Raw genomic sequence first — 21,248 nt, 5'->3', positions numbered from 1 at the left:
AAACCATGATCGATGACGGAATGCGGGATCGGATCGCCGCGGCGATCCAGCGCGCGGAGCAGGGGACCCGGGCGGAACTGGTGGCGGCGATCGCCCAGCGCGCCGACAGCTATCGCAGCAACGCGCTCGCGGCCGCGCTGGCTGCGGCGTTGATCGCCGGGCTTGCGGTCTGGGCCTTGCTGCCCTGGCCGGGGCCGGTCGAGATGCTGGCGGCCGAGCTTGTCGCCTTCCTCCTCGTCTATGTGCTGATCGCCTTCACGCCGTTCGGGGTCCGGGTGGTTCCCGCCGCGCGCAAGCGGCGCATGGCCTCGCGGCTGGCCAGGCTGGTGTTCCTGGAGCGCGGCCTCGCCTCGACCGAGGAGCATTGCGGCGTGCTGTTCTTCGTCTCGGCGGCCGAGCATTATGTCGAGATCATCGCCGATCGCGGCATCGACCGCGCCGTCGAGCCCGGCGCCTGGGAGAAGATCGTCGCGGCCTTCACTGCCGCGGTGAAGAAGGGCGAAGTGGAGCAGGGCTTCATCGCCGCGATCGACACCTTGGGCGCTTTGCTGGCCAAGCACTACCCGGCGGATGGCAGCAATCCCAACCGTATCCCCGACCGCCTGATCGAGCTCTAGCCTGATCTAAGCGGCTTCTGCGATCACCCGGTTGCGGCCGGCGCCCTTGGCTTCATAGAGCGCGGCGTCGGCGCGGCCGACGAAGGTCTCGACATTGTCGGTCATGCGGTACTTGGCGACGCCGATCGAGACGGTGACCTGGCCGTAGAGGTCGCCGGTCGCCTTGTTGCGCAGATAATTGTTGGCCAGGGCCTCTCGGAGCTGGTCGGCGCGGCGCATCGCGATCTCCATGGGGGCGCCCACCAGCAGCAGGGCGAATTCCTCGCCGCCGTAGCGCGCGGCGATATCGCTGCCGCGCGACATCTGCTTCATCTGGCCGCCAACCACCTTCAGCACCTGGTCGCCGATCCGATGGCCGTAGTTGTCGTTGAACCGCTTGAAGTGATCGATATCGATCAGCAGCAGGCAGAGCTCCAGCTCGCCGGCGGCGGCGCGCTCGCTGTGCTCGATCAGCGCCAGATCGAAGCAGCGCCGGTTGCCGATCCCCGTCAGCGCATCGGTGAAAGCCTCGCGCCTGGCCTGCTCCAGCCGGTCCTGCAGCGAATTGATCTCAGTGGTCGACTTCCTGAGCTCGGTCTCGAGGTCGCGGTTGCGCTTCACCATGTCGTTGGTGGCCCCGGAGAGGCGATGCACCACCGCCTGGACCCGCGAGCCCTCCACCACCGGCACCGCTTTCAGCGAGCCATGCACCTGCACCAGGGTCTCTCCGAAGGCCGCCGCATCCTGCCCGGCGGCGTCGAGCCGCAACAGCACCTTGCCGACGGTCTGGTTGAGCTCGCTGCCGGTCTTGCGGATCGCGGCGGTCTCGACGTCGGTGCCGAAATAGCGCTCGAACAGCTCCTGGTTCGCCTGCCAGCCGAAGCCCTTCTGCAGCGCGATCCGCTCATCGATATCGCGGGTCAGGGCGGCGATCGCCTTGGCGACGTAATTGTACCAGACGCAGTAATTCGGCGGCGTCGGCGGGACACCGTATTTGACCATCTCGGCCAGAGCCGCATCCGCCAGTGACTTGGCGGATTGCAGATCTACATTGAATGTCGACTGCGTCCCCACGCATCTTCCTCAGAGAAGGCCATCCCCATGGCCGGCTTCGCTTATACAGGAGTCGACGATTCCCGCCTAGGTGGTTGTCGTAGAACCATACTTAATTGTGGTTGTGGCTTCGCCTGCTTGCCCCTTTTGTTTCATCCTGCGAAATTCAGCCGGCAGTTTGAATCGACCGTTCAGGAGTGAATCGTGGCGCGCATTGCGATCGGCGGCTTCCAGCACGAGACCAACACCTTCGCGCCGCTGAAGGCGACCTACCGCGATTTCGAGCAGGCGGATGGCTGGCCCGGACTGACCGAAGGGGCAGCGATCCTCGGCACTTTCGACGGCATCAACCTGCCGATCGCGGGCTTCCTCGAGAGCACGCGCGCGAAGCATGACATCGTGCCGCTGCTCTGGTGCTCGGCCTCGCCCTCCGCGCATGTGGAGCGCGACGCCTATGAGCGCATCGCGAGCCGGCTCTTGAGCTTGATCAAGGCCGCGGGCTCTATCGATGGGATTTATCTCGATCTCCACGGTGCGATGGTGACCGAGCATCTGGAGGACGGCGAGGGCGAGCTTCTGGAGCGGATCCGCGCGATCACCGGCCCGGATCTGCCGATCGTGGTCAGCCTCGACCTGCACGCCAATGTCACCAGGCGCATGGTTCGGCATGCCTCGGCGCTGGTGGTTTGCCGGACCTATCCGCATGTCGATCTCGCGGAATCCGGCCAGTGGTCGGCCGAGGTGCTGGAGCGCTTGATCAAGCACGGGCCGCTGAAGAAGGCGATGCGCCGCGCCGAATTCCTGGTGCCGCTCACCTGGCAATGCACCCTAATCGAGCCGGCGCAAGGCATCTACCGCGCGGTCGCCCAGCTTCAATCGATGGGGGGCAACACCGCCAGCGCCTCCTTCGCCTTTGGATTTCCGCCGGCCGACATTGCCGAATGCGGGTCGGTGGCGCTGGCCTATGCCGAAAGTCAGGATGCCGCCGATGCCGCCGCCGATCGCCTGATCGGCATGGTCACCGGCGCCGAGCGCGACTTCGCCGGCAAGGTCTGGGATCCGGACGAAGCGGTCGCCTATGCCAAACAGCGCGCGCTGGAACTCAAGCGGCCGATCATCCTCGCGGATACCCAGGACAATCCCGGCGCCGGCGGCAACTCGGATTCCGTGGGCCTGCTCGAAGCCCTGGTGCGCAACCGCGCCGAGGACGCGGTCTTCGCCAATCTCTACGACCCGAAGACCGCGGAGATTGCGCATCGGGCGGGCGAGGGCGCGGAGATCAGTCTCGGCATCGGCGCCTGGAGCGGCATCCCCGGTCATGTTCCCTTCAAGGCGACCTTCACCGTCGAGCGTCTCGGCGACGGCAGCTTCACCGCGACCGGTCCCTTCTACCGCGGCAACAAGATGCAATTGGGGCCGATGGCTTTGCTGCGGATCGGCGGTACCCGCATCGTCGTCGCCAGCCGCAAGCAGCAGGCGGCCGACCAGGCGATGCTGCGGCATCTCGGGATCGAGCCCTCGGCGCAGAAGCTCCTGGCGCTGAAAAGCTCGGTGCATTTCCGCGCCGATTTCCAGCCGATCGCCGGCGAGATCCTGATCGTGGCGGCGCCTGGTGCCAACCCGGTCGATCACCGGTCCTTCGCCTATCAACACCTCCGAAAGGGTGTTCGCCTAATGCCGCTGAGCACGGAAGTTTCGGGCTAGCCCCGGAAGCTTTTTCAGAACTATTTCCGCGGCTCGCCGCGGAAAAACATACTTTTGTGTGGCAACCCAAGCGGGCTTTTTGCCTTTATTCGGCTTGCCACACTGTGTTTTCAGTCTGGGAAATCGAGGCATGAGCGGAAACAAGACCAAGGCCCGCACCGGGGTTCAAGGCCTGGACGATGTGCTGTCCGGCGGCTTGTCGCAGGGCAATGTCTTCCTGCTGGAAGGCGAGCCCGGCGCCGGCAAAACCACCGTCGCCCAGCAATTCCTCATGGAGGGCGCAAGGAACGGCGAGACCGGACTCTATATCGCGCTCTCGGAATCCGAGGCGGAGCTCCGCCACGGGGCCACTTCGCATGGCTGGGATCTGAAAGAGCCGATCCATATCTATGAACTGACGCCGCAGAGCCTGGTCGATCCGGAGAAGGAACAGAGCCTGCTCTATTCCGCCGATCTCGAGCTCGGCGAGGCCACGGCCAGGATCTTCGAGGCCTTCCACAAGGTGAAGCCGCAGCGCGTGGTTCTGGATTCGCTTTCCGAAATCCGGCTGCTGGCGCAGGGCTCGCTGCGTTATCGACGGCAGATTCTCGCCATCAAGCAGTTCTTCGCCCGGCACGATGCCACGGTGCTGCTGCTGGACGACCTCACCTCCGACATCGAGGACAAAACGGTCCACAGCATCGCCCATGGCGTCATCCGCCTGGAGGAACTGGCGCCCAACTACGGCGCCGAGCGTCGCCGCCTGCGGGTGATGAAATACCGCGGCCAGAAATACCGCGGCGGCTTTCACGACTTCATGATCGTGACCGGGGGCTTGCGCGTCTTCCCCCGCCTGGTCGCAGGCGAAGCCCGCAGCAGCCAGGCGCGCAAGCAGATCCCGACCGACTATCCGGCCTTCAATGCCTTGCTCGGCGGCGGCATCGAGTCCGGGTCGAGCACCTTGATCATGGGTCCGGCCGGCACCGGCAAGTCGCTGATCGCCATCACCTTCGCCATTGCCGCCGTCAAGCGCGGCGAGAAGGCGGCGCTGTTCGTCTTCGACGAGGAGCTGGGCCTGCTGTTCGACCGGATGAAGGCGCTTGGCATCGACCTTGCGGCCTTGCAGAAGGAAGGTAAGCTCAGTATCGAGCAGGTCGATGCCGCGGAATTGTCGCCGGGCGAGTTCACCCATCGGGTCCGCTCCACCGTCGACGCCAGAGGCATCAAGACCGTAGTGATCGACAGCCTGAACGGCTATCAGGCGGCGATGCCGGAGGAGCATTCGTTGACCCTCCATATCCATGAGCTGCTGCAGTATCTGAACCGGACCGGCGCCGCGACCTTCATGACGGTGGCGCAGAAGGGCATCACTGGCGACATGAGCTCGCCGGTCGACGTGACCTATCTCGCGGACACCGTCATCCTGCTGCGCTACTTCGAGGCCCTGGGCAGGGTCCGGCGCGCGATCTCGGTCATCAAGAAGCGTTCCGGCGCCCACGAAACCAGCATCCGCGAATATGAGATCAGCGGGCGCGGCCTCACCGTCGGCGAACCGCTGAGCGCCTTCCAGGGTGTCTTGCGCGGCGTGCCGACCTATCTCGGCGAGAAGAACCCGCTGATCGGTGAGCCCAGTTGAGCCGAAGCGGCACCCTCTCGGAGCGTGCGCTGATCCTGGCGCCGCTCGGCCGCGATGCGGCGCTGGCCGCAAAGATCCTGAGCGAGGCCGGCTTTGAATCGCATGCCTGCCCCGACGTCCTCAGTCTCGCCCGCGAGCTGCAGGCGGGCGCAGGCTGCGCGATCATCACCGATCAGGCCCTGCATCGCGTCGATCTCGGCCCGCTCAGCGACTTCCTGAAGGCGCAGCCGTCCTGGTCGGACATTTCCATCATCCTGCTCTCGCCGCGCGGCATCGGCTCGGAGGAGAGTCCCGCCGAAAGCCGACTCGCCGCGGTGCTCGGCAACGTCACGTTTCTGGAGCGTCCGCTGCATCCGACCAGCCTGGTCGGCGCCGTGCGGACGGCCTTGCGCGGCCGTCGTCGCCAGTATGAGGCGCGCGCGCGGCAGAAGGAGCTGCGCGAGGGCGAGGAGCGATTGCACACCGCGCTGAAGGCCGGGCGCCTCGGCGCCTGGACCCTCGACCTGCCGTCGATGAACCTGCGCTGCTCGGAGAGCTGCAAGGCCCAATTCGGCCGCGGCCCGGATGAGAGCTTCCTCCACGCCGATCTCCAAGATTCGATTCACCCGGACGATCGCGCCCGGGTCCAGGCGGCCTTCGACCAGGCGGTGAAGAGCGGCGACGACTACGCGGTCGAATACCGCCTGCACTGGCCCGACGGCAGCGAGCACTGGGTCGATCTGCGCGCGCGCGCGATCCGCGGCCGCGACGGCAGCGTCAGCCAGCTGGTCGGCGTCTCCTCCGACATCACGGAACGCAAGCGGGCCGAGATCGAGCGCGAGCGGCTGCTGAAAGAGCTCGCCGCCGAGCGCGCGGCGCTCTCGAACCTGACCTCGCATCTGGAGCAGCGCGTCGCCGAGCGCACAGCGGAGCTCTTGACCGAGGTCGCCGCCCGCGAGCGGGCGCAGGAACAGCTTTTGCAATCGCAGAAGATGGAGACGATCGGCCAGCTGACCGGCGGCGTCGCGCATGACTTCAACAACCTGCTGATGGCCGTGATGGGAAATCTGCAGCTCCTGAAGAAGCGCTTCCGCGAGGACGACCGCGCCCAGCACCTGATCGCCGGCGCGCTCGAAGGGGCGCGGCGGGGTGCGGCGCTGACCCAGCGCATGCTGACCTTCGCAAGACAGCAGGAGTTGAAGACGACTTCCGCCGACCTCGTTTCGCTGGTCGCCGGCATGCAGGACCTGCTCGACCGCACCCTCGGCCCGCAGATCGAGCTCCGCTTCGAGCTGCCGGAAGGCCTGCCGCCGGCGCAGGTCGATGCCAACCAGATCGAGCTCGCGATCCTCAACCTCGCGATCAACGCCCGCGACGCGATGCAGGCCGGCGGTGTCATCTGCATCGGCCTCGACACCGCGCCGCCGCCGCCGGGCAAGGGCCTGAAGGATCCGGAATACCTCCGCCTCAGCCTCACCGATGACGGCAGCGGCATGGACGATACGACGATGAAGAAGGCGATCGAGCCTTTCTTCTCCACCAAGCCGACCGGCAAGGGCACCGGCCTCGGCCTGTCAATGGTGCACGGCCTCGCCGTGCAGCTGGGCGGCATGCTGGAACTGGAGAGCAAGGTGGGGCAGGGCACCACGGCGACGCTCTGGCTGCCGATCGCCAAGGCGCCGGCACCGGTCGCCGAGACCAAGCTGGTGCCGGCCGATACCGGCAGCCGCGCCATCATCCTCGTGGTCGATGACGATCCGCTGATCGCCATGAGCACGGTGGAGATGCTGGAAGACCTCGGCCACCGCGCGATCGAGGCCAATTCCGCCGCCCAGGCGCTGGCGATCCTGAAGGACGGTCAGGCCGTCGACCTGATGCTGACCGACCAGGCGATGCCCGGCATGACCGGAATCGAGCTCGCCGAGATCGCCCACCGGGAACGCCCGAAGATGCCGATCCTGCTGGCGACCGGCTATGCCGATCTGCCCGCCAGCAAGATCAAGCTGCCCCGGCTTTCGAAGCCCTACCTGCAATCCGAGTTGCAGGAGGAGATCAACCGGCTCCTTGCCGGCGCGGCATAGCGGCGAATTGGGGCTAGGAAGCCCCGGGTCCGCCGATTAGATTGGCCTCCTTCGCGAGATGCCCAGGGAGAGCCCCATGTCCGCCGCCGTCGAATCCAGCAAGACCGCATCCGCCGGCTGCCTGCCGGCCGGCGTCGTCACCGGCGAGGACTATCGCTCCCTGGTCTCGGCCTGCAAGGCCGGCGGTTATGCGCTGCCCGCGGTCAACGTCACCGGCACCAATTCGCTGAACGCCGTGCTGGAAGCGGCCGCCGCGGCAAAATCCGACGTCATCATCCAGCTGTCCAACGGCGGCGCCCGCTTCTTCGCCGGCGAGGGGATGAAGGACGAGGCCCAGGCCCGCGTGCTCGGCGCGGTCTCCGCCGCGCGCCATGTGCACCTCCTGGCCCAGCATTACGGGGTATGCGTGGTGCTGCACACCGACCACGCCAACAAGAAGCTGGTCCCCTGGGTTGAAGCGATGCTCGGCCACAGCGAGGAAGAGCACAAGAAGCACGGCCGGCCGCTGTTCAGCTCGCATATGCTCGACCTCTCCGAGGAGCCGATCGACGAGAACCTCGCCATCTGCGCCAAGACCCTGAAGCGTATGGCGCCGATGGGCATGAGCCTGGAGATCGAGCTCGGCGTCACCGGCGGCGAGGAGGACGGCATCGGCTCCGAGCACGAGGACGGCGCCGACAACGCGCATCTCTACACCCAGCCCGAGGACGTGGCGAAGGCCTTCAAGCTGCTTTCGATGCTCGGCCACTTCTCGGTCGCGGCTTCCTTCGGCAACGTGCACGGCGTCTATGCGCCCGGCAACGTGAAGCTCCGCCCAGAGATCCTGAAGGCCTCGCAGGAGCTGGTGCAGCAGCAGTTCAAGACGCCGGCGAAGCCGCTGAACCTGGTGTTCCACGGCGGCTCCGGCTCGGAGAAGGACAAGATCGCGCAGGCCGTCTCCTACGGCGTCTTCAAGATGAACATCGACACCGACACCCAGTTCGCCTTTGCGCAAGGTGTCGGCAAGTTCGTGCTGGAGAACGCCGTCGCCTTCCAGCACCAGATCGACCCCGCTACGGCCAAGCCCACCAAGAAGCTCTACGACCCGCGCAAATGGCTGCGCCTCGGCGAGAAGGCGATGGTCGAGCGGTTGCAGGAAGCGTTCGTGGATCTCGGCTCGAAAGGGAAGTCGCTGGCGGGATAGGGGAGCGATTCTGAACGAGATGCGCGGATCAAGTCCGCGCATGACGCTTCTCTGAACCGTCATCGCCGGGCTTGACCCGGCGATCTGTCGCCGGCGAGAACGCCGTCAAAGATCCAGCGAGCACCAGATCGGCGTGTGATCGCTGGGCTTGTCGCCGTTCCGTGGCGTCTTGTCGATGTCGCATTCGTCGAGTGAATCCGCGGCCTGCGGCGAGAGCAGCAGGTGATCGATCCTGAGGCCTTCGTCGCGCTGCCAGCGCCCGGCCTGATAGTCCCAGAACGTATAGCGATGCGCCTCGGCGCCGTGCAGCGCGCGGAAGGCGTCGACATAGCCGAGATTGAGCAAACGGAAATACCCGGCGCGGCTTTCCGGCCGGCAGAGCGCGTCGTTGGCCCAGGCGGCGGGGTCGTAGACGTCGTCGTCGGTCGGCGCCACGTTGTAGTCGCCGCCCAGCACCAGCGGCTCCTCCAGGTCGAGCAGCTGCTGCGCGTGATCGTTCAGCCGCTCCAGCCATTGGAGCTTGTAGGAGAACTTGTCGGTATCGACCGGATTGCCGTTCGGCAGGTAGATCGAGGCGACGCGCAACGCCTTGTGCCGCTTGCCCTCGGCGACGTCGATCACCGCCTCGATGTAGCGCGCATGGTCGTCGCCCTCACCGCCGGGCAGGCGCCGCTCTTCCACCATGAACGGATGCTTCGAGAGAATGGCGACGCCGTTATAGCTCTTCTGCCCGACCGCCTCGAAGTTATAGCCGAGGTCCTCGATCTCCAGCTTGGGCAGGTCGGTGTCGAGGCACTTGATCTCCTGCAGCAGCGCGACATCCGGCTTGGCGCTGCGCAGCCATGTGAGAACATTCCCAATGCGGGCGCGCAGGGAATTCACGTTGAAGCTGGCGATCTTGATCACGTTGCCGGAGCCCTCAACCGACGCCATCGAACTCGTGTAGTGCTGTTAAGCGACCGCGAACGAACTCCCGCAGCCACAGGACGATGTGGCGTTCGGATTCTTGACCTGGAAGGAGGAGCCGACCAGGTCCTCGACGAAATCCACCTCGGCGCCGGCCAGCAGATCGAGCGAGGTATCGTCGATCACCATTTTCACGCCGTTGCGCTCGAACAGGTGGTCGTCCGCCTGGGTCGCGTTGTCGAAGGAGAAGCCGTACTGGAATCCCGAGCAGCCGCCCCCGGAGACGGTCAGGCGCAGCATGAGCGAAGCATCGCCCTCCAGGGCGATCAGCTCGCCGATGCGCTTGGCGGCGCTCTCGGTCAGGCCCACTTTACGATCGGGGCTCGGGGACATCTCGTTCATCGCGGAATCCGCACGGGTTAACCTTCCTTATTATCTAGGGACGGAGGACGGAAAGTCAAACCGCCACAAGGACTAGCGGGGTTGCGCGGGCTGCGGGCTCAATCCCCGGTCGCCGCCGATTTTCGGGGCAGGCCGTCGGTCAGGTTCACCCAGGAAATCCGCTCATTTTCAAAGACATGGCGCTCCGGGGCGAGATGGGCAGCGTCCTGGTCATCGGCGCTGCCGACCAGCAGGTGGATCTCGCCCGGCCGGTCCAGCGCCTCATAGGTCAGGGGCGTGCCGCAATGGGCGCAGAAGGTCCGGGTGACGCCGGGCGAGCTCTCGTAGCGCGCGGGCTCCCCCTCGAAGGCGAAATTCGTGGTCGGATAGCCGGCATAGGCGGTGACCGGCGACCCTGTCGCCCGTCGGCAACTCTCGCAATGGCAATAGCAGCGGAAGATCGGCTCCCCGGTCGCGCGATACTTCACGCGCCCGCAGAGGCAATGGCCGGTGGTGTCGGGTGTGCTCATGAGCGCCAGTTTGCACCGGTAGGGACAGCACGCAACCGTCAAAGATTCGCCTCCCCGAGATCGGGGAAGGGGAAAATGGAGTGGGAGAAGGCTATAAGCAGGACATGACTCGCGCCCCCTATGCCTGCGACCCCGCGCAATCGCGCGGCCGGCTGATCCCCGAGCCGCCGAGCGGAACGCGGACGCCGTTCCAGCGCGACCGCGACCGCATCATCCACGCCACCGCCTTTCGCCGGCTGAAGCACAAGACCCAGGTCTTCGTGCAGCATGAAGGCGACCACTACCGGACGCGCCTCACTCACAGCCTGGAAGTGGCGCAGATCGCCCGCTCGATCGCGCGCAGCCTCGGCCTCGACGAGGATCTCGCCGAGGCGCTTTCGCTCGCCCATGATCTCGGCCATCCGCCCTTTGGACACGCGGGAGAAGAGGCGCTCGATCTCTGCATGCAGCCCTTCGGCGGCTTCGATCACAACGAACAGACGTTCCGCGTGCTGACCCGGCTGGAGCGCCGCTACCCCGCCTTCGACGGCCTCAACCTCACCTGGGAAGCGCTGGAAGGCATCGTCAAGCATAACGGGCCGCTCACGGGACCCGCGGCGAGTGCCAAGGCGAAGGCACGGCCCGTTCCGCGCAGCATCGCCGAATTCTCCGCGCGCTGGGACCTGGAGCTCGGCGAGTTCGCCAGCCTGGAAGCCCAGGTCGCCGCGGTCTCCGACGACATCGCCTACAACAACCACGATATCGACGACGGCCTGCGCGCCGGTCTGTTCAGCCTGCAGGATCTCGCCGACGTGCCGCTGGCGGGGCCGATCGTCGCCGCGGTGCGCCGCGACCATCCCGGCCTCGACGAGGACCGCGCGATGCACGAGACCGTGCGCCGCATGATCGGCGAGATGGTCGAAGACGTGATCGCCGAAACCCGCCGCCGCATTGCCGCGGCGAAGGTCAACGCGCCGGAGCAAGTGCGCGCCCTCGGCCATCCGCTCGCCGTCTTCTCGGAAGCGATGCGCCAGAACGACATCGGCCTGAAGCGCTTTCTCTTCGCGCATATGTACCGTCACGCGCGCGTGACGAAGATGACCGAGCAGGCGAAGCTGGTGGTCGCCGATCTCTTCGACCGCCATCTCGCCGATCCGAGCTTGCTGCCGGATGACTGGCAGGCGGAGATCGGCGCGCCGGGCGATGGCAAGACCGCGCGGGTGGTCGCGGACTACATCGCCGGCATGACCGACAACTTCGCCTTCGAAACGGCGGACCGGCTGGCGAACACCGAGTCGGCGGCAAAATAGCGGAGACGGACGCCCGGCCCGGCCCCGCTCGATCCGCCGCATTACTGCCACATTCTTGGACTCTAAAAAGCTAAGGAGAATCCGTCGATTATTCGGCAAAGTTCCGGCATCGGCTTGACCGACTCGAAGCCCAACTGATTCATTATCCACAGGCTGGGGCCCGAGTCGCCCTGGGCATTGCCGGCAGTGGGGACCGCCGAGACGCGTGACGGCGCGCGCCGGTCCGGAGGAACAACCCAAAAGGGGTTAGCCATGAGTGCAGCAGAAGCACCGAAGTCCGAACAGATTCAGGCCAACGTCGCCGCCGCCTTGAGCCGCCTCCGGGGCGAGCTCGGCGCCGCGTCGAGTCCGGTCGCCAGCCCGACCCCGATCCCCTTGCCGAAAGTCGGCGCCGAACCCGTGCCGCCAGAGCCGATGCCGGAACCCGTCGCCCTGGCGCCGCTGCCTGCCGGTCCGGTGCGCACGCCCGAGACTTCCGGTGCAGTCAGGCCGTTCGAGCCGATCCTCAACGCGATGTCGGCCGGCAACAGCAACAGCGCGCCCAGCAACGACGCGGCTCCCGCGCCGGTGGAAGGGGCGAAGCCCGATCTCTTCGGCCGGCTGCGCGCCGACCCCAGCCTCACCACCGATCGCGCCGCCGCGGCGGCGATGTTGAATGCGAGCGAAGCGAAGCCCGACAGCCAGCCCGATCTCCTGACCGGCATGGAAGTGCCGCCGGCCCCGCCGCCGCCGCTGGGCAGCTTCGAGGCCGAGGACGAGGTCAACGGCCGCGGCCGCCGCATGCGCAATCGCCTGATGGTGCTGGCGGCGATCGTGGTGATCGCCGGCGGCGCCGCTTGGGCCTGGGTCTCCAGCCACCGGACGCCGGAAGGCCCGGTGCCGGTGATCGCCGCCGACACCTCACCGGAGAAGGTGAAGCCGGACGACGAAGGCGGCATGCAGGTGCCGAACCAGAATGTCGAGATCCTGAACGGGCAGGCCACCACCGACGAGCAGCCGGCCATCACGCCGCCGCCGGAGCAGCCGGTCTCCCCGCCGATGACCGAAACCACCGACGAGGCCAATGCCGCGTCGCAGGCTCCCGTCATCACCGATGCGCCGAAGCCGGCCGAGCCGACGCCGCCCGCGGCCACCGATGCCGTGCCGAGCGTGGACGCACCGGCGATCCCCAGCGTCTCCGCGCCGGAACCCGGCCAGACCGCCGCCGCGCCGGCCCCGGTCGTCTCCGAGGCCGAGACCCAGCAGGCGGCGCCGGCACCGGCTGAACCGGCACCGGCCCCGGCCACCACCGCCGAGAAACCGGCCGAGCCCACGGCTGCCGCGGCCGCCACCAGCACCGCCAAGGCGCCCGAGCCTGCGCCGGCGCCGAAGGCGGAGCCGACCCAGACCGCCGCTGCGCCGGTGGCGCCGGCCGCGCCGAGCGTCGCCCCGACCGCTGGTGGCGCTGCGCGCATCCAGCTTGCCGCGGTGAAGTCCGAAGCCTTGGCCCAGTCGGAATGGGCCAAGCTGCAAAAGGCGCATCCCGCGCTGCTCGGCGGCCTGACCCTCAATGTCCAGGCGGTCGATAAGAACGGCTCGAAGCTCTACCGCATCCAGGCCGGTCCGCTCACCAAGGCGCAGGCGAAGGACCTCTGCACCCAGCTGAAGGCGCAGAAGCAGGACTGCATTGTTGCGAAGTAACTCTGCCTTCTCCTCCCCCCTTCAGGGGGGAGGTGGGAGGGGGGCATGCAGCCGTAGCGCTCAAGATCCAGCGCCCGGTGCATGCCAATGACATCCGCCGTCATCTTCGGCTGCGCGGGAACCGAGATCACCGCCGATGAGCGCGCCTTCTACCGCGAGGTGGATCCGCTTGGCTTCATCCTGTTCGCGCGCAATTGCGCCGACCCGGACCAGATGCGCCGTCTCACCGGTGATCTTCGCGAGTCCATCGGCCGGGACGACGCGCCGATCCTGATCGATCAGGAAGGCGGGCGCGTGGCCCGGTTGAAGCCACCGCATTGGCGCGCGATGCCCGCCGCGGCGCGCTTCGGCGAGCTGGCGCAGATCGACCGCGCCCGCGCCGCGCAGGCGGTGCGCATCAACCACGAGCTGCTCGCCGCCGAGCTGCGGGCGATCGGCATCAACGTCGATTGCACACCTTGCCTCGATCTCAAGCGCCCCGAGACCACCAACGCGATCGGCGATCGCGCCTTCGCCGCCGATCCGCACCTCGTCGCCGATCTCGGCCGCGCGGCGGCTGAAGGACTGCTGGCGGGCGGCGTCATCCCGGTGATCAAGCATATGCCGGGGCATGGTCGCGCCACGGTCGACAGCCATCTCGATCTCCCGACCATCGAGGCCGATTTCGACGACCTGGTGGACAGCGATTTCGTCCCGTTCCGCAAGTTGAACGACCTGCCCTGGGGGATTACCGCGCATCTCGTCTACAAGGCGATCGACTCGGAGCGGCCGGCGACGCTCTCGCCCCGGGTGATCAACGAGGTGATCCGCGGCGAGATCGGCTTCGGCGGGCTGCTCATCTCCGATGACATGTCCATGAAGGCCCTGAAGGGCAGCCTGGACCGCCTGGCGGCCGATCTGATCGCCGCCGGCTGCGACATCGCCCTGCATTGCAACGGCAATCTGGAGGAGATGCGGCTGGTGGCCTCAGGCTGCGGCCCCTTGTCTTCTGCCGCTGCGCTCCGATATGAACGCGGACGCCAGCGGGTCAACCGGGAACCGGATTTCGACACGGAGGAGCTGGCCGACGAACTGGCCGGATTGATGGCCTAAGGAAGCAAATGGGCGGCGGCGATATCCAACAGACCTTGCTGGCCATTTCGATCCTGGCACTGCCCGTCTTGATCGCCATCACTTTCCATGAGGCCGCGCATGGCTTTGTCGCCAAGCAGTGCGGCGACAACACCGCCTATGCCCAGGGCCGGGTCACCTTCAACCCGCTGAAGCACATCGATCCTTTCGGCACCGTTCTGCTGCCCTTGCTGCTGTTCTACACGACCGGTTTTCTGTTCGGTTACGCCAAGCCGGTGCCGGTCAACGCCCGCTACTTCCGCAACTACCGCCGGGACATGATCCTGGTCGCGGCGGCCGGGCCGGGCAGCAACCTCATCCTGGCCGTCGTCTCGGCCCTGCTGATCCATGTCGCGACGCTGACGCCGGACTGGTTCTCCGAATGGGCGGTCTCGGCGCTCTACTACTCGGTCGCGATCAACGTCGTGCTGGCAATCTTCAACATGCTGCCGCTCCTGCCGCTGGATGGCGGCCGAGTCCTGGCGGCGATCCTGCCGCGCCATCTCGCCATCGCTTATCAGCGGACCGAGCGATATGGCATGTTCATCTTGATCGGATTGATCTTTTTGCTGCCAATGCTGGGCCGGCAAATAGGTGTGGATATCGACATATTCCACTGGATTTTGGGGCCCGCTACCGATTATGTGCGGTCTTTGATCGGTCATCTGACCGGCCTCGGAGACTCGCTGACCTGACCATGACCACTTGGCATCCGGACACCGAAACGGAACCGACTCCGCAGCCCGAGTCGGAGCCGACCGGTGCTGCCGAGACCCCGACTGCCGAAGGGCCAGAGGGCGGCGACGGCTTCGACGACGCACCGCCGAAGGTCGCCAATGACGACGAGCTCCTGCTCGACCTTGACGGATTCGAAGGGCCGATCGACGCGCTGCTGACCCTGGCGCGCGACCAGAAGGTCGACTTGAGGAAGATTTCGATCCTTGAGCTGGCCGACCAGTATCTCGCCTTCATCGCGCGCGCGCGTCGCCTGCGGCTCGAACTCGCCGCCGACTACCTCGTGATGGCGGCCTGGCTCGCCTACCTGAAATCGCGCCTGCTGCTGCCCGAGCCGCCGGCCGACGGCGAGCCTTCGGGTGCGGAACTGGCCGCGGCCCTCGCTTTCCAGCTGCAGCGCCTCGAGGCGATGCAGCAGGCGGGCAAGAAGCTGCTGGCGCTGCCGCAATTCGGCATCGACTTCTTCGCCCGCGGCGAGCCGGAGCCGGCGAAGATCATCGACGTGCCGGTCTGGGGCGTGACCCTGTTCGACCTCTTGAAGGCCTATGGCACGCATCCCGGCCGCCGCAAGGAAGGCATGCTGCGCATCGCGCCGCTCAATCTCTTTTCGATGGACGATGCCCTGCGCCGGATCGGCGACATGCTGGGGCAAGTGCTCGACTGGACCGTGCTGCGCAATTTCCTGCCCGAAGGGCTCGACACGCCGCTGCAGCGTCGCGCGGCGATCGCCGCCACCTTCGCAGCCTCGCTGGAGCTCGCGCGCAACGGCCGCGTGGAGCTGCGCCAGGAAAGCACCTTCGCGCCGATCTACCTGCGGCGCGCCAATCGACAAGACGATATTGCGCCGGCACCGGCACCCGACCTGCAACAGGGTTAAGTCATGAGTGAAGATATCGTCACGGAAGACAATGTCAGCGAAGTGAACGTCGGCGACGATCGCTTCCAGCTGCTGCGCCTGCTCGAGGCCCTACTGTTCGCCACGACCGAGCCGATCAACGAGAAGGTGCTGAAAGCGCGCCTGCCCAAGGGCGCCGATCTGCCGGGCCTGCTGTCGGAACTGGCCGAGAGCTATTCCAACCGTGGCGTCAACCTCACCAAGATCGAGGACCGCTGGGCCTTCCGCACCGCGCCCGATCTGGCGGCGATGCTGTCGATCGAGCGCAAGGTCAACAAGAAGCTCAGCCGCGCCGGCATCGAGACCCTGGCGATCATCGCCTATCACCAGCCGGTGACCCGCGCCGAGATCGAAGAGATCCGCGGCGTCATCATCTCCAAGGGCACCCTCGACCTGCTGCTGGAGATCGGCTGGATCAAGCCGGCCGGCCGCCGCGAGACTCCCGGCCGCCCGGTGACCTGGGCGACCACCAGCGCCTTCCTGGAGCATTTCGGCCTCGAGAACACCGCTGCCTTGCCGGGCGTCGAGGAGCTGCGCGCCGCCGGCCTGCTCGATGCGCGCGCCGGCATCTCGACCCTCGCGACCCAGGCCTCGGCCGATGGCCGCGGCGTGCCGCCTGAGGAAGACGAAGACGAGCGGGCGGCCGCCGAAGAGTTGCACGGCGAACCGGTCGCCGAAGGCGAGGGCGAAGAAGCCGCCGACGACGATTACGAGAGCGCGCTGCTGGAGCGACATGGGGAGCCCGGCGAGCAGGGGCCCCGCGATGCGGTTGCGGCGGTCGAGCGCGAGGAGCCGGTCGATGAATCCGCCGAGGTCGAGCGCGAGCAACCTGAAGCCGACGCCGGCGATGACGAAGACTACGGCGATGACGATGACGACGATGATGACGATGACGACGACGACGACGATGCCCTAGAGGTCGAAGAGTCCGAAGAGACCGACGAAGATTCGTCCAACGACAAGAAAGTCGCCGAGAAAGGCGAGTAGGGCGCTGGCTTGGCCCCGCCGGCGGCCATTTCGATCGAAATAACCTCAACCCGCGTCGGATGCTTGCACGGCGCGATCCCGCCGGATTAGCCTTTCGAAGAAGGCAGATCCGGAGCAATGCCGATGTACACCAAGCAGGCCCTGCGCGAGATCGGGCTCGACGGCTCCGAGCTCTCCGACGCGCAGCGCCGGGCGCTCGACGAGCAGGGCTATTTCCTGGTCGAGGGCGTCTATTCCAAGGCGGAATGCCGCGAGATGGCCGAGGAATTCGACCGCCTGCATGCGGTCGAGCGCGACCAGGGCGGCCATGAGGTCCATGTCGAGCCCGGCGCGCCCCGGGTCTCCAACATCTTCAACAAGACCGCGGCCTACGACCGCTGCCTCGAATGCAAGCCGCTGCTGGCCGCGGCCGCGCATCTGCTCGGCGAGTTCAAGATCCACGGCGCCAACCTGCGCGATCCCCTGAAGGGGCAGGGGCACCAGGACCTGCATTGCGACGTGCCGAAATACTTCCCGGACGACTGGTGGGTGGCGAACGGCATCCTGCTGTTCGACGACATGACGCTGGAGAACGGCCCGACCCGGCTGGTGCCGGGCTCGCATCTGCGCGCGCCGATCAACATCCCCTACGTCAACATCGGCGACTGGACCCCGACGCCGCTTTCAACCGAAGAGCAGAAGCTGGTGCCGCAGGATTTCTCCAAGCCCTATCCCGGCGAGATCTACGTGACCGCGCCGGCGGGCTCGGTCGCGATCCTCAACTCCTCGCTCTGGCATGCCGGCACCACGAACAAGAGCGGCGCCCGCCGCCGGGTGTTGCACCTGACCTACACCCGCCGCGATCTGCCGCAGCAGCTGGTGCAGCGCGATTACTTGACGAAGGAGCTTTACCAGCGCCTTTCGCCCGCCCACCGCTTCCTGATGGACGTCGAGCCCGAGCAGACGATGGCCGCGCCCCGCAAATCCGCCGGCCGCGCCGGCGCGGCAGGCTGGTGGAATTGACCGCGGCGCCTCTTGCCCCTTCCCCCTTCAGGGGGAAGGTAGGGATGGGGGCCGTTGCAGCCGCGCTGCCCTAAATCCAGCGCCGGGTCTCAGAAGCGGTTCGGCATCGACCGCAGTTTCTCAGCGATCACCGCAAGCACACCCTCGATGTTGCTGAGGACTTCATTGTTCCAGAACCGCAGTACCTGATAGCCCTTGCGCTCAAGCCACCGGGTACGCTGGACATCGGCGTTATTGTCAGCGTGCTGCCCGCCATCGACCTCGATCACCAGCCTCTTCTTCAGGCAGCAGAAATCCAGGATGTACGGCTTCTCAGGCACCTGCCTCCGGAAACGGTTTCCCTCCAACTGGTCCGCGCGGATGTGATGCCAAAGCTTCTTCTCGGCCTCGGTCATTTCGCGGCGCAGGTCGCGGGCGCGTTTTAGGGTCGGGGCGTCAGTGCGATACTCTTTCGCCATGACTGATTGTAACTGAAATCAAACGGCGCAACCGGCGCTGGATCCAATGCGCTCCGGCTGCACGTCCCCCCATCCCGGCCTTCCCCCTGAAGGGGGAAGGGGAAGATGCGGCGACTCAGCCTGCGGCTAAGTGCCTGTTTGCAATTCAGAATAGGTCGCAATAGGCTGCGCCGTTGAGAATCCCGAGGTGGGATCTCTGAGGGCAGACAGTCTTGGCCGACGCCGTTCAATCTCCAATCCAGGTGCCGAAGCTGCGGCGCGGGTTTAGCCGCCCGAGCGGCTGGACCATTGCCGCCTGGATCGTCGCCGCCTGCGTCGCGGCGCCGGTGGTCACCGTCTTCTCCCATGTCTTCCTGCCCAAGGGCGAGATCTGGGTGCATCTCTACGAGACGGTGCTCGGGTCCTATGTCGCCAATTCCGCGCTGATGATGCTGCTGGTCGGCATCGGCGTCCTCATCGTCGGCGTGCCCGCCGCCTGGATGGTGACGCTCTGCGTCTTCCCCGGGCGCAAGTTCTTCGAATGGGCCTTGCTGCTGCCGATGGCCATGCCGGCCTATGTCGTCGCCTACACCTATGTCGGCCTGCTGGACTATGCGGGGCCGGTGCAGACCGCGCTCCGGGATCTGCTCGGCATGCCCGACGGCCTGCATTGGATCCCCGAGGTCCGCAACCTGCCCGGCGCCGCGCTGATGCTGGTGCTGGTGCTCTACCCCTATGTCTATCTGCTGGCCCGCGCCGCCTTCCTGGAGCAATCGGCCTGCGTGCTCGAAGTCTCGCGCACGCTGGGCTGCTCGCCGACCAAGGGCTTCTTCCGCGTGGCGCTGCCGCTGGCACGGCCGGCGCTCGCGGCCGGCGCCGCTTTGGCGGTGATGGAGTCCTTGAACGATTTCGGCACGGTGCAGTATTTCGGCGTCGATACCATGGCGACCGGCATCTACCGGGTCTGGCGCGGCATGGGCGACCCCGAGGCCGCGTCGCAGCTCGCCGCCCTGCTGCTGATCTTCGTCTTCGTCGTGTTCGGCTTCGAGCGCTGGTCGCGCGGGCGCAAGAGCTTCGCGCATACCTCTTCGCGCTACCGGCCGCTGCCGCGCTATCACCTGCAGGGCTGGCTGAAGCTCGGCGCGATCGCCGGCTGCTCGCTGCCGCTGCTGCTCGGCTTCGTGGCCCCGGCGGCGGTGCTGCTGGGCTGGGCCCTGAACCATCCCGAATTCTGGTGGCGTCCGTCCTTCCTGCTGCTGATCCGCAACAGCTTCATCATGGCCGGCATCGCCGGCCTGCTGGGTGTCGCGGTCGCGGTCTTCCTGGCCTATGCGCTGCGGCTGCACGCGACGCCGGCGACCAGCCTCGCGGTGCGGATCGCCGGCATGGGTTACGCGATCCCCGGCACGGTGCTGGCGATCGGCGTGCTGCTGCCCTTCGCGGCGCTGGACCATGAGATCAACCGCTGGGCCAAGGCGACGCTCGGCGTCGCGCCGGGGCTGATCTTGAGCGGCACCCTGGTCGCGGTCACCTTCGCCTATCTGGTGCGGTTTCTCACCGGCAGCCTGAACGCGGTCGAGGCCAGCCTCGGCAAGATCACCCGCAGCATGGACCACGCGGCGCGCAGCCTCGGGCGCGGCCCCGGCAGCACGCTCTGGAACGTGCATCTGCCGATCATGCGCGGCAGCCTGCTCACCGCCGGCATCCTGGTCTTCGTCGATGTGTTGAAGGAGCTGCCGGCGACGCTGGTCTTGCGCCCGTTCAATTTCGACACGCTCGCGGTGGTGACCTACAACCTCGCTTCCGACGAGCGGCTGGCGGAAGCCGCGGGGCCGGCTCTGGCGATCGTCGTGGTCGGCGTCCTGCCGGTGATCTTGCTGTCGCGCGCGATCGGCCGCTCGCGGCCCGGAACCGGCGGCGCGGTCGAAGGGGCCGTGCCGTGAGTGAAGGACTGAGCGAGATCATCCTCGGCCTGGAAGGCGTCGGCCATTCCTACGACGGCCAGACCGAAGTCGTCTCCAGCTTCAGCCTCGGCGTCGGCGCGGGTGAGATCGTCTGCCTGCTGGGGCCGTCGGGCTGCGGCAAGTCGACCGTGCTGCGCCTCGCCGCCGGGCTCGAGCCGCTGCAGAAGGGCCGCATCAAGCTGCGCGGCGAGACGATTGCCGAGGGCGAGAGCCGGATCAGCGAGCCGCCGGAGCGGCGCAATGTCGGCCTGGTGTTCCAGGATTTCGCGCTGTTCCCGCACCTCACCGTCGCCCGCAACGTCGCGTTCGGCCTGTCGGGCCTCGCCGACGACCAGCGCAGCCAGCGGGTCCAGGAAGCGCTGAGCCAGGTCGGCATGGGCGCCTATCTCGGCGCCTATCCGCATGCGCTCTCCGGTGGGCAGCAGCAGCGGGTCGCCCTGGCCCGGGCGCTGGCGCCGCGACCCTCGGTCATGCTGCTGGACGAGCCATTCTCCGGTCTCGACGCGCGGCTGCGCGAGCAGATCCGCGACGACACCCTGCGCGTCCTCAAGCGGAGCGGGGCGGCGACCCTGCTGGTCACCCATGACCCGGAGGAGGCCATGTTCATGGCCGACCGGATCTACCTGATGCAGGCAGGAAGGCTCATCCAGTCCGGCCCCCCGGCCGAGGTCTATGCCCGGCCGAACAGCGAGTTCGCGGCCAAGTTCTTTTCCAATATCAACGAGTTGGAAGGCATCGTTCAGGATGGCGCGGTGGCCACGCCGCTGGGGCCGATCCCCGCCTCCGGCTGGACCGCGGGCAGCCGGGTCAAGGTGCTGTTCCGCCCGGAATGCCTGGATTGCGTGCCCGCCAACGGCAACCTGAATGGGGCGGCGGGGCGGGCGATCCTGCCCGCCACCGTGACCGAGGTCCGCTTCATCGGCGTGGCGCGGCTGCTGCGGGTCCTTGCGACCCCGGCAGGCGGCCCGGCCCTGGACCTTCAGGTGCGGACCGGCGGCGCCTTCGCCCCGGAGGTCGGGGCCAAAGTCGGGCTTTCACTGGACCCCGCCCAGGCCTTCGTCTTCGGCCCCGGTTAAAAGCCGGCACTGGGAGACTGGCGGAACCGCGTCCGAACGCCTAAG

General features: G+C 66.9%; 19 protein-coding genes. 14 read left to right on the top strand and 5 right to left on the bottom strand.

Translation table 11 applies throughout. The features are described from left to right. Window positions 1–5: 5 nt before the first annotated feature. The gene (locus ACH2CY_RS14675) at window positions 6–617 is read left to right on the top strand and encodes a TPM domain-containing protein (RefSeq protein ID WP_395020027.1); all 612 of its coding nucleotides are present in this window, start codon (window positions 6–8) and stop codon (window positions 615–617) included. Window positions 618–623: 6 nt separating this feature from the next. On the opposite strand, the gene ACH2CY_RS14670 is transcribed toward ACH2CY_RS14675, so the two are convergent. Further along, on the bottom strand, window positions 624–1,670 hold the full coding sequence (locus tag ACH2CY_RS14670; RefSeq protein ID WP_395020026.1) for a GGDEF domain-containing protein: 1,047 nt from the start codon (window positions 1,668–1,670) through the stop codon (window positions 624–626). A gap of 183 nt (window positions 1,671–1,853) precedes the next feature. Between ACH2CY_RS14670 and ACH2CY_RS14665 the strand changes: the two genes are divergently transcribed. The 4 genes from ACH2CY_RS14665 (at window position 1,854) to fbaA (ending at window position 8,211) form a co-directional block, all read left to right on the top strand. Further along, window positions 1,854–3,353 (top strand): M81 family metallopeptidase, encoded by a 1,500-nt coding sequence (locus ACH2CY_RS14665; protein ID WP_395020025.1) that lies wholly within the window; start codon window positions 1,854–1,856, stop codon window positions 3,351–3,353. Between the two features lie 130 nt (window positions 3,354–3,483). Then, window positions 3,484–4,968 (top strand): ATPase domain-containing protein, encoded by a 1,485-nt coding sequence (locus ACH2CY_RS14660; RefSeq protein ID WP_395020024.1) that lies wholly within the window; start codon window positions 3,484–3,486, stop codon window positions 4,966–4,968. After that, window positions 4,965–7,028: a PAS domain-containing protein gene (locus ACH2CY_RS14655; protein WP_395020023.1), complete on the top strand. Its 2,064-nt coding sequence runs from the start codon at window positions 4,965–4,967 to the stop codon at window positions 7,026–7,028. Before ACH2CY_RS14660 ends, ACH2CY_RS14655 begins: the two co-directional genes overlap by 4 nt. 76 nt (window positions 7,029–7,104) lie before the next feature. Next, on the top strand, window positions 7,105–8,211 hold the full coding sequence (gene fbaA / locus ACH2CY_RS14650) for a class II fructose-bisphosphate aldolase (protein ID WP_395020022.1): 1,107 nt from the start codon (window positions 7,105–7,107) through the stop codon (window positions 8,209–8,211). Between the two features lie 105 nt (window positions 8,212–8,316). Here fbaA and xth read toward each other — a convergent pair whose 3' ends face one another. The 3 genes from xth to ACH2CY_RS14635 all read right to left on the bottom strand — a co-directional run bounded on the left by xth (window position 8,317) and on the right by ACH2CY_RS14635 (window position 10,028). Continuing rightward, on the bottom strand, window positions 8,317–9,144 hold the full coding sequence (gene xth / locus ACH2CY_RS14645) for an exodeoxyribonuclease III (RefSeq protein WP_395020021.1): 828 nt from the start codon (window positions 9,142–9,144) through the stop codon (window positions 8,317–8,319). 18 nt (window positions 9,145–9,162) lie between these two features. Further along, window positions 9,163–9,519 (bottom strand): iron-sulfur cluster insertion protein ErpA, encoded by a 357-nt coding sequence (gene erpA / locus ACH2CY_RS14640; RefSeq protein WP_395020019.1) that lies wholly within the window; start codon window positions 9,517–9,519, stop codon window positions 9,163–9,165. 98 nt (window positions 9,520–9,617) lie between these two features. After that, on the bottom strand, window positions 9,618–10,028 hold the full coding sequence (locus ACH2CY_RS14635; protein ID WP_395020018.1) for a GFA family protein: 411 nt from the start codon (window positions 10,026–10,028) through the stop codon (window positions 9,618–9,620). Between the two features lie 104 nt (window positions 10,029–10,132). Between ACH2CY_RS14635 and ACH2CY_RS14630 the strand changes: the two genes are divergently transcribed. The 7 genes from ACH2CY_RS14630 (at window position 10,133) to ACH2CY_RS14600 (ending at window position 17,726) form a co-directional block, all read left to right on the top strand. Beyond that, complete coding sequence (locus ACH2CY_RS14630) at window positions 10,133–11,317, top strand: deoxyguanosinetriphosphate triphosphohydrolase (protein WP_395020124.1); 1,185 nt, start codon at window positions 10,133–10,135, stop codon at window positions 11,315–11,317. Between the two features lie 252 nt (window positions 11,318–11,569). Continuing rightward, complete coding sequence (locus ACH2CY_RS14625) at window positions 11,570–12,997, top strand: SPOR domain-containing protein (protein WP_395020017.1); 1,428 nt, start codon at window positions 11,570–11,572, stop codon at window positions 12,995–12,997. A gap of 87 nt (window positions 12,998–13,084) precedes the next feature. Beyond that, on the top strand, window positions 13,085–14,089 hold the full coding sequence (nagZ, locus tag ACH2CY_RS14620) for a beta-N-acetylhexosaminidase (RefSeq protein ID WP_395020016.1): 1,005 nt from the start codon (window positions 13,085–13,087) through the stop codon (window positions 14,087–14,089). Between the two features lie 8 nt (window positions 14,090–14,097). Continuing rightward, the gene (locus tag ACH2CY_RS14615) at window positions 14,098–14,802 is read left to right on the top strand and encodes a site-2 protease family protein (protein WP_395020015.1); all 705 of its coding nucleotides are present in this window, start codon (window positions 14,098–14,100) and stop codon (window positions 14,800–14,802) included. A 2-nt stretch (window positions 14,803–14,804) separates the two neighbouring features. Beyond that, window positions 14,805–15,719, top strand: coding sequence for a segregation and condensation protein A (locus ACH2CY_RS14610; protein ID WP_395020014.1), 915 nt, complete (start codon window positions 14,805–14,807; stop codon window positions 15,717–15,719). Between the two features lie 3 nt (window positions 15,720–15,722). Then, window positions 15,723–16,724 carry an SMC-Scp complex subunit ScpB gene (gene scpB / locus ACH2CY_RS14605; protein ID WP_395020013.1) on the top strand — a complete coding sequence of 334 codons (1,002 nt, stop codon included), beginning with the start codon at window positions 15,723–15,725 and terminating at the stop codon, window positions 16,722–16,724. Between the two features lie 123 nt (window positions 16,725–16,847). Then, window positions 16,848–17,726 (top strand): phytanoyl-CoA dioxygenase family protein, encoded by an 879-nt coding sequence (locus ACH2CY_RS14600; RefSeq protein ID WP_395020012.1) that lies wholly within the window; start codon window positions 16,848–16,850, stop codon window positions 17,724–17,726. An 89-nt stretch (window positions 17,727–17,815) separates the two neighbouring features. Here ACH2CY_RS14600 and ACH2CY_RS14595 read toward each other — a convergent pair whose 3' ends face one another. After that, complete coding sequence (locus ACH2CY_RS14595; RefSeq protein ID WP_395020011.1) at window positions 17,816–18,184, bottom strand: endonuclease domain-containing protein; 369 nt, start codon at window positions 18,182–18,184, stop codon at window positions 17,816–17,818. A 212-nt stretch (window positions 18,185–18,396) separates the two neighbouring features. Between ACH2CY_RS14595 and ACH2CY_RS14590 the strand changes: the two genes are divergently transcribed. Continuing rightward, the gene (locus ACH2CY_RS14590) at window positions 18,397–20,106 is read left to right on the top strand and encodes an ABC transporter permease (protein WP_395020010.1); all 1,710 of its coding nucleotides are present in this window, start codon (window positions 18,397–18,399) and stop codon (window positions 20,104–20,106) included. Further along, on the top strand, window positions 20,103–21,203 hold the full coding sequence (locus ACH2CY_RS14585) for an ABC transporter ATP-binding protein (protein WP_395020009.1): 1,101 nt from the start codon (window positions 20,103–20,105) through the stop codon (window positions 21,201–21,203). Before ACH2CY_RS14590 ends, ACH2CY_RS14585 begins: the two co-directional genes overlap by 4 nt. Window positions 21,204–21,248 lie beyond the last annotated feature (45 nt).

This window comes from Dongia sp. (genome assembly GCF_041905885.1).
Lineage (GTDB): Bacteria > Pseudomonadota > Alphaproteobacteria > Dongiales > Dongiaceae > Dongia.
The sequence above is the reverse complement of the archived record's forward strand: the minus strand, read 5'-3'. Positions and strand labels throughout refer to the sequence as shown.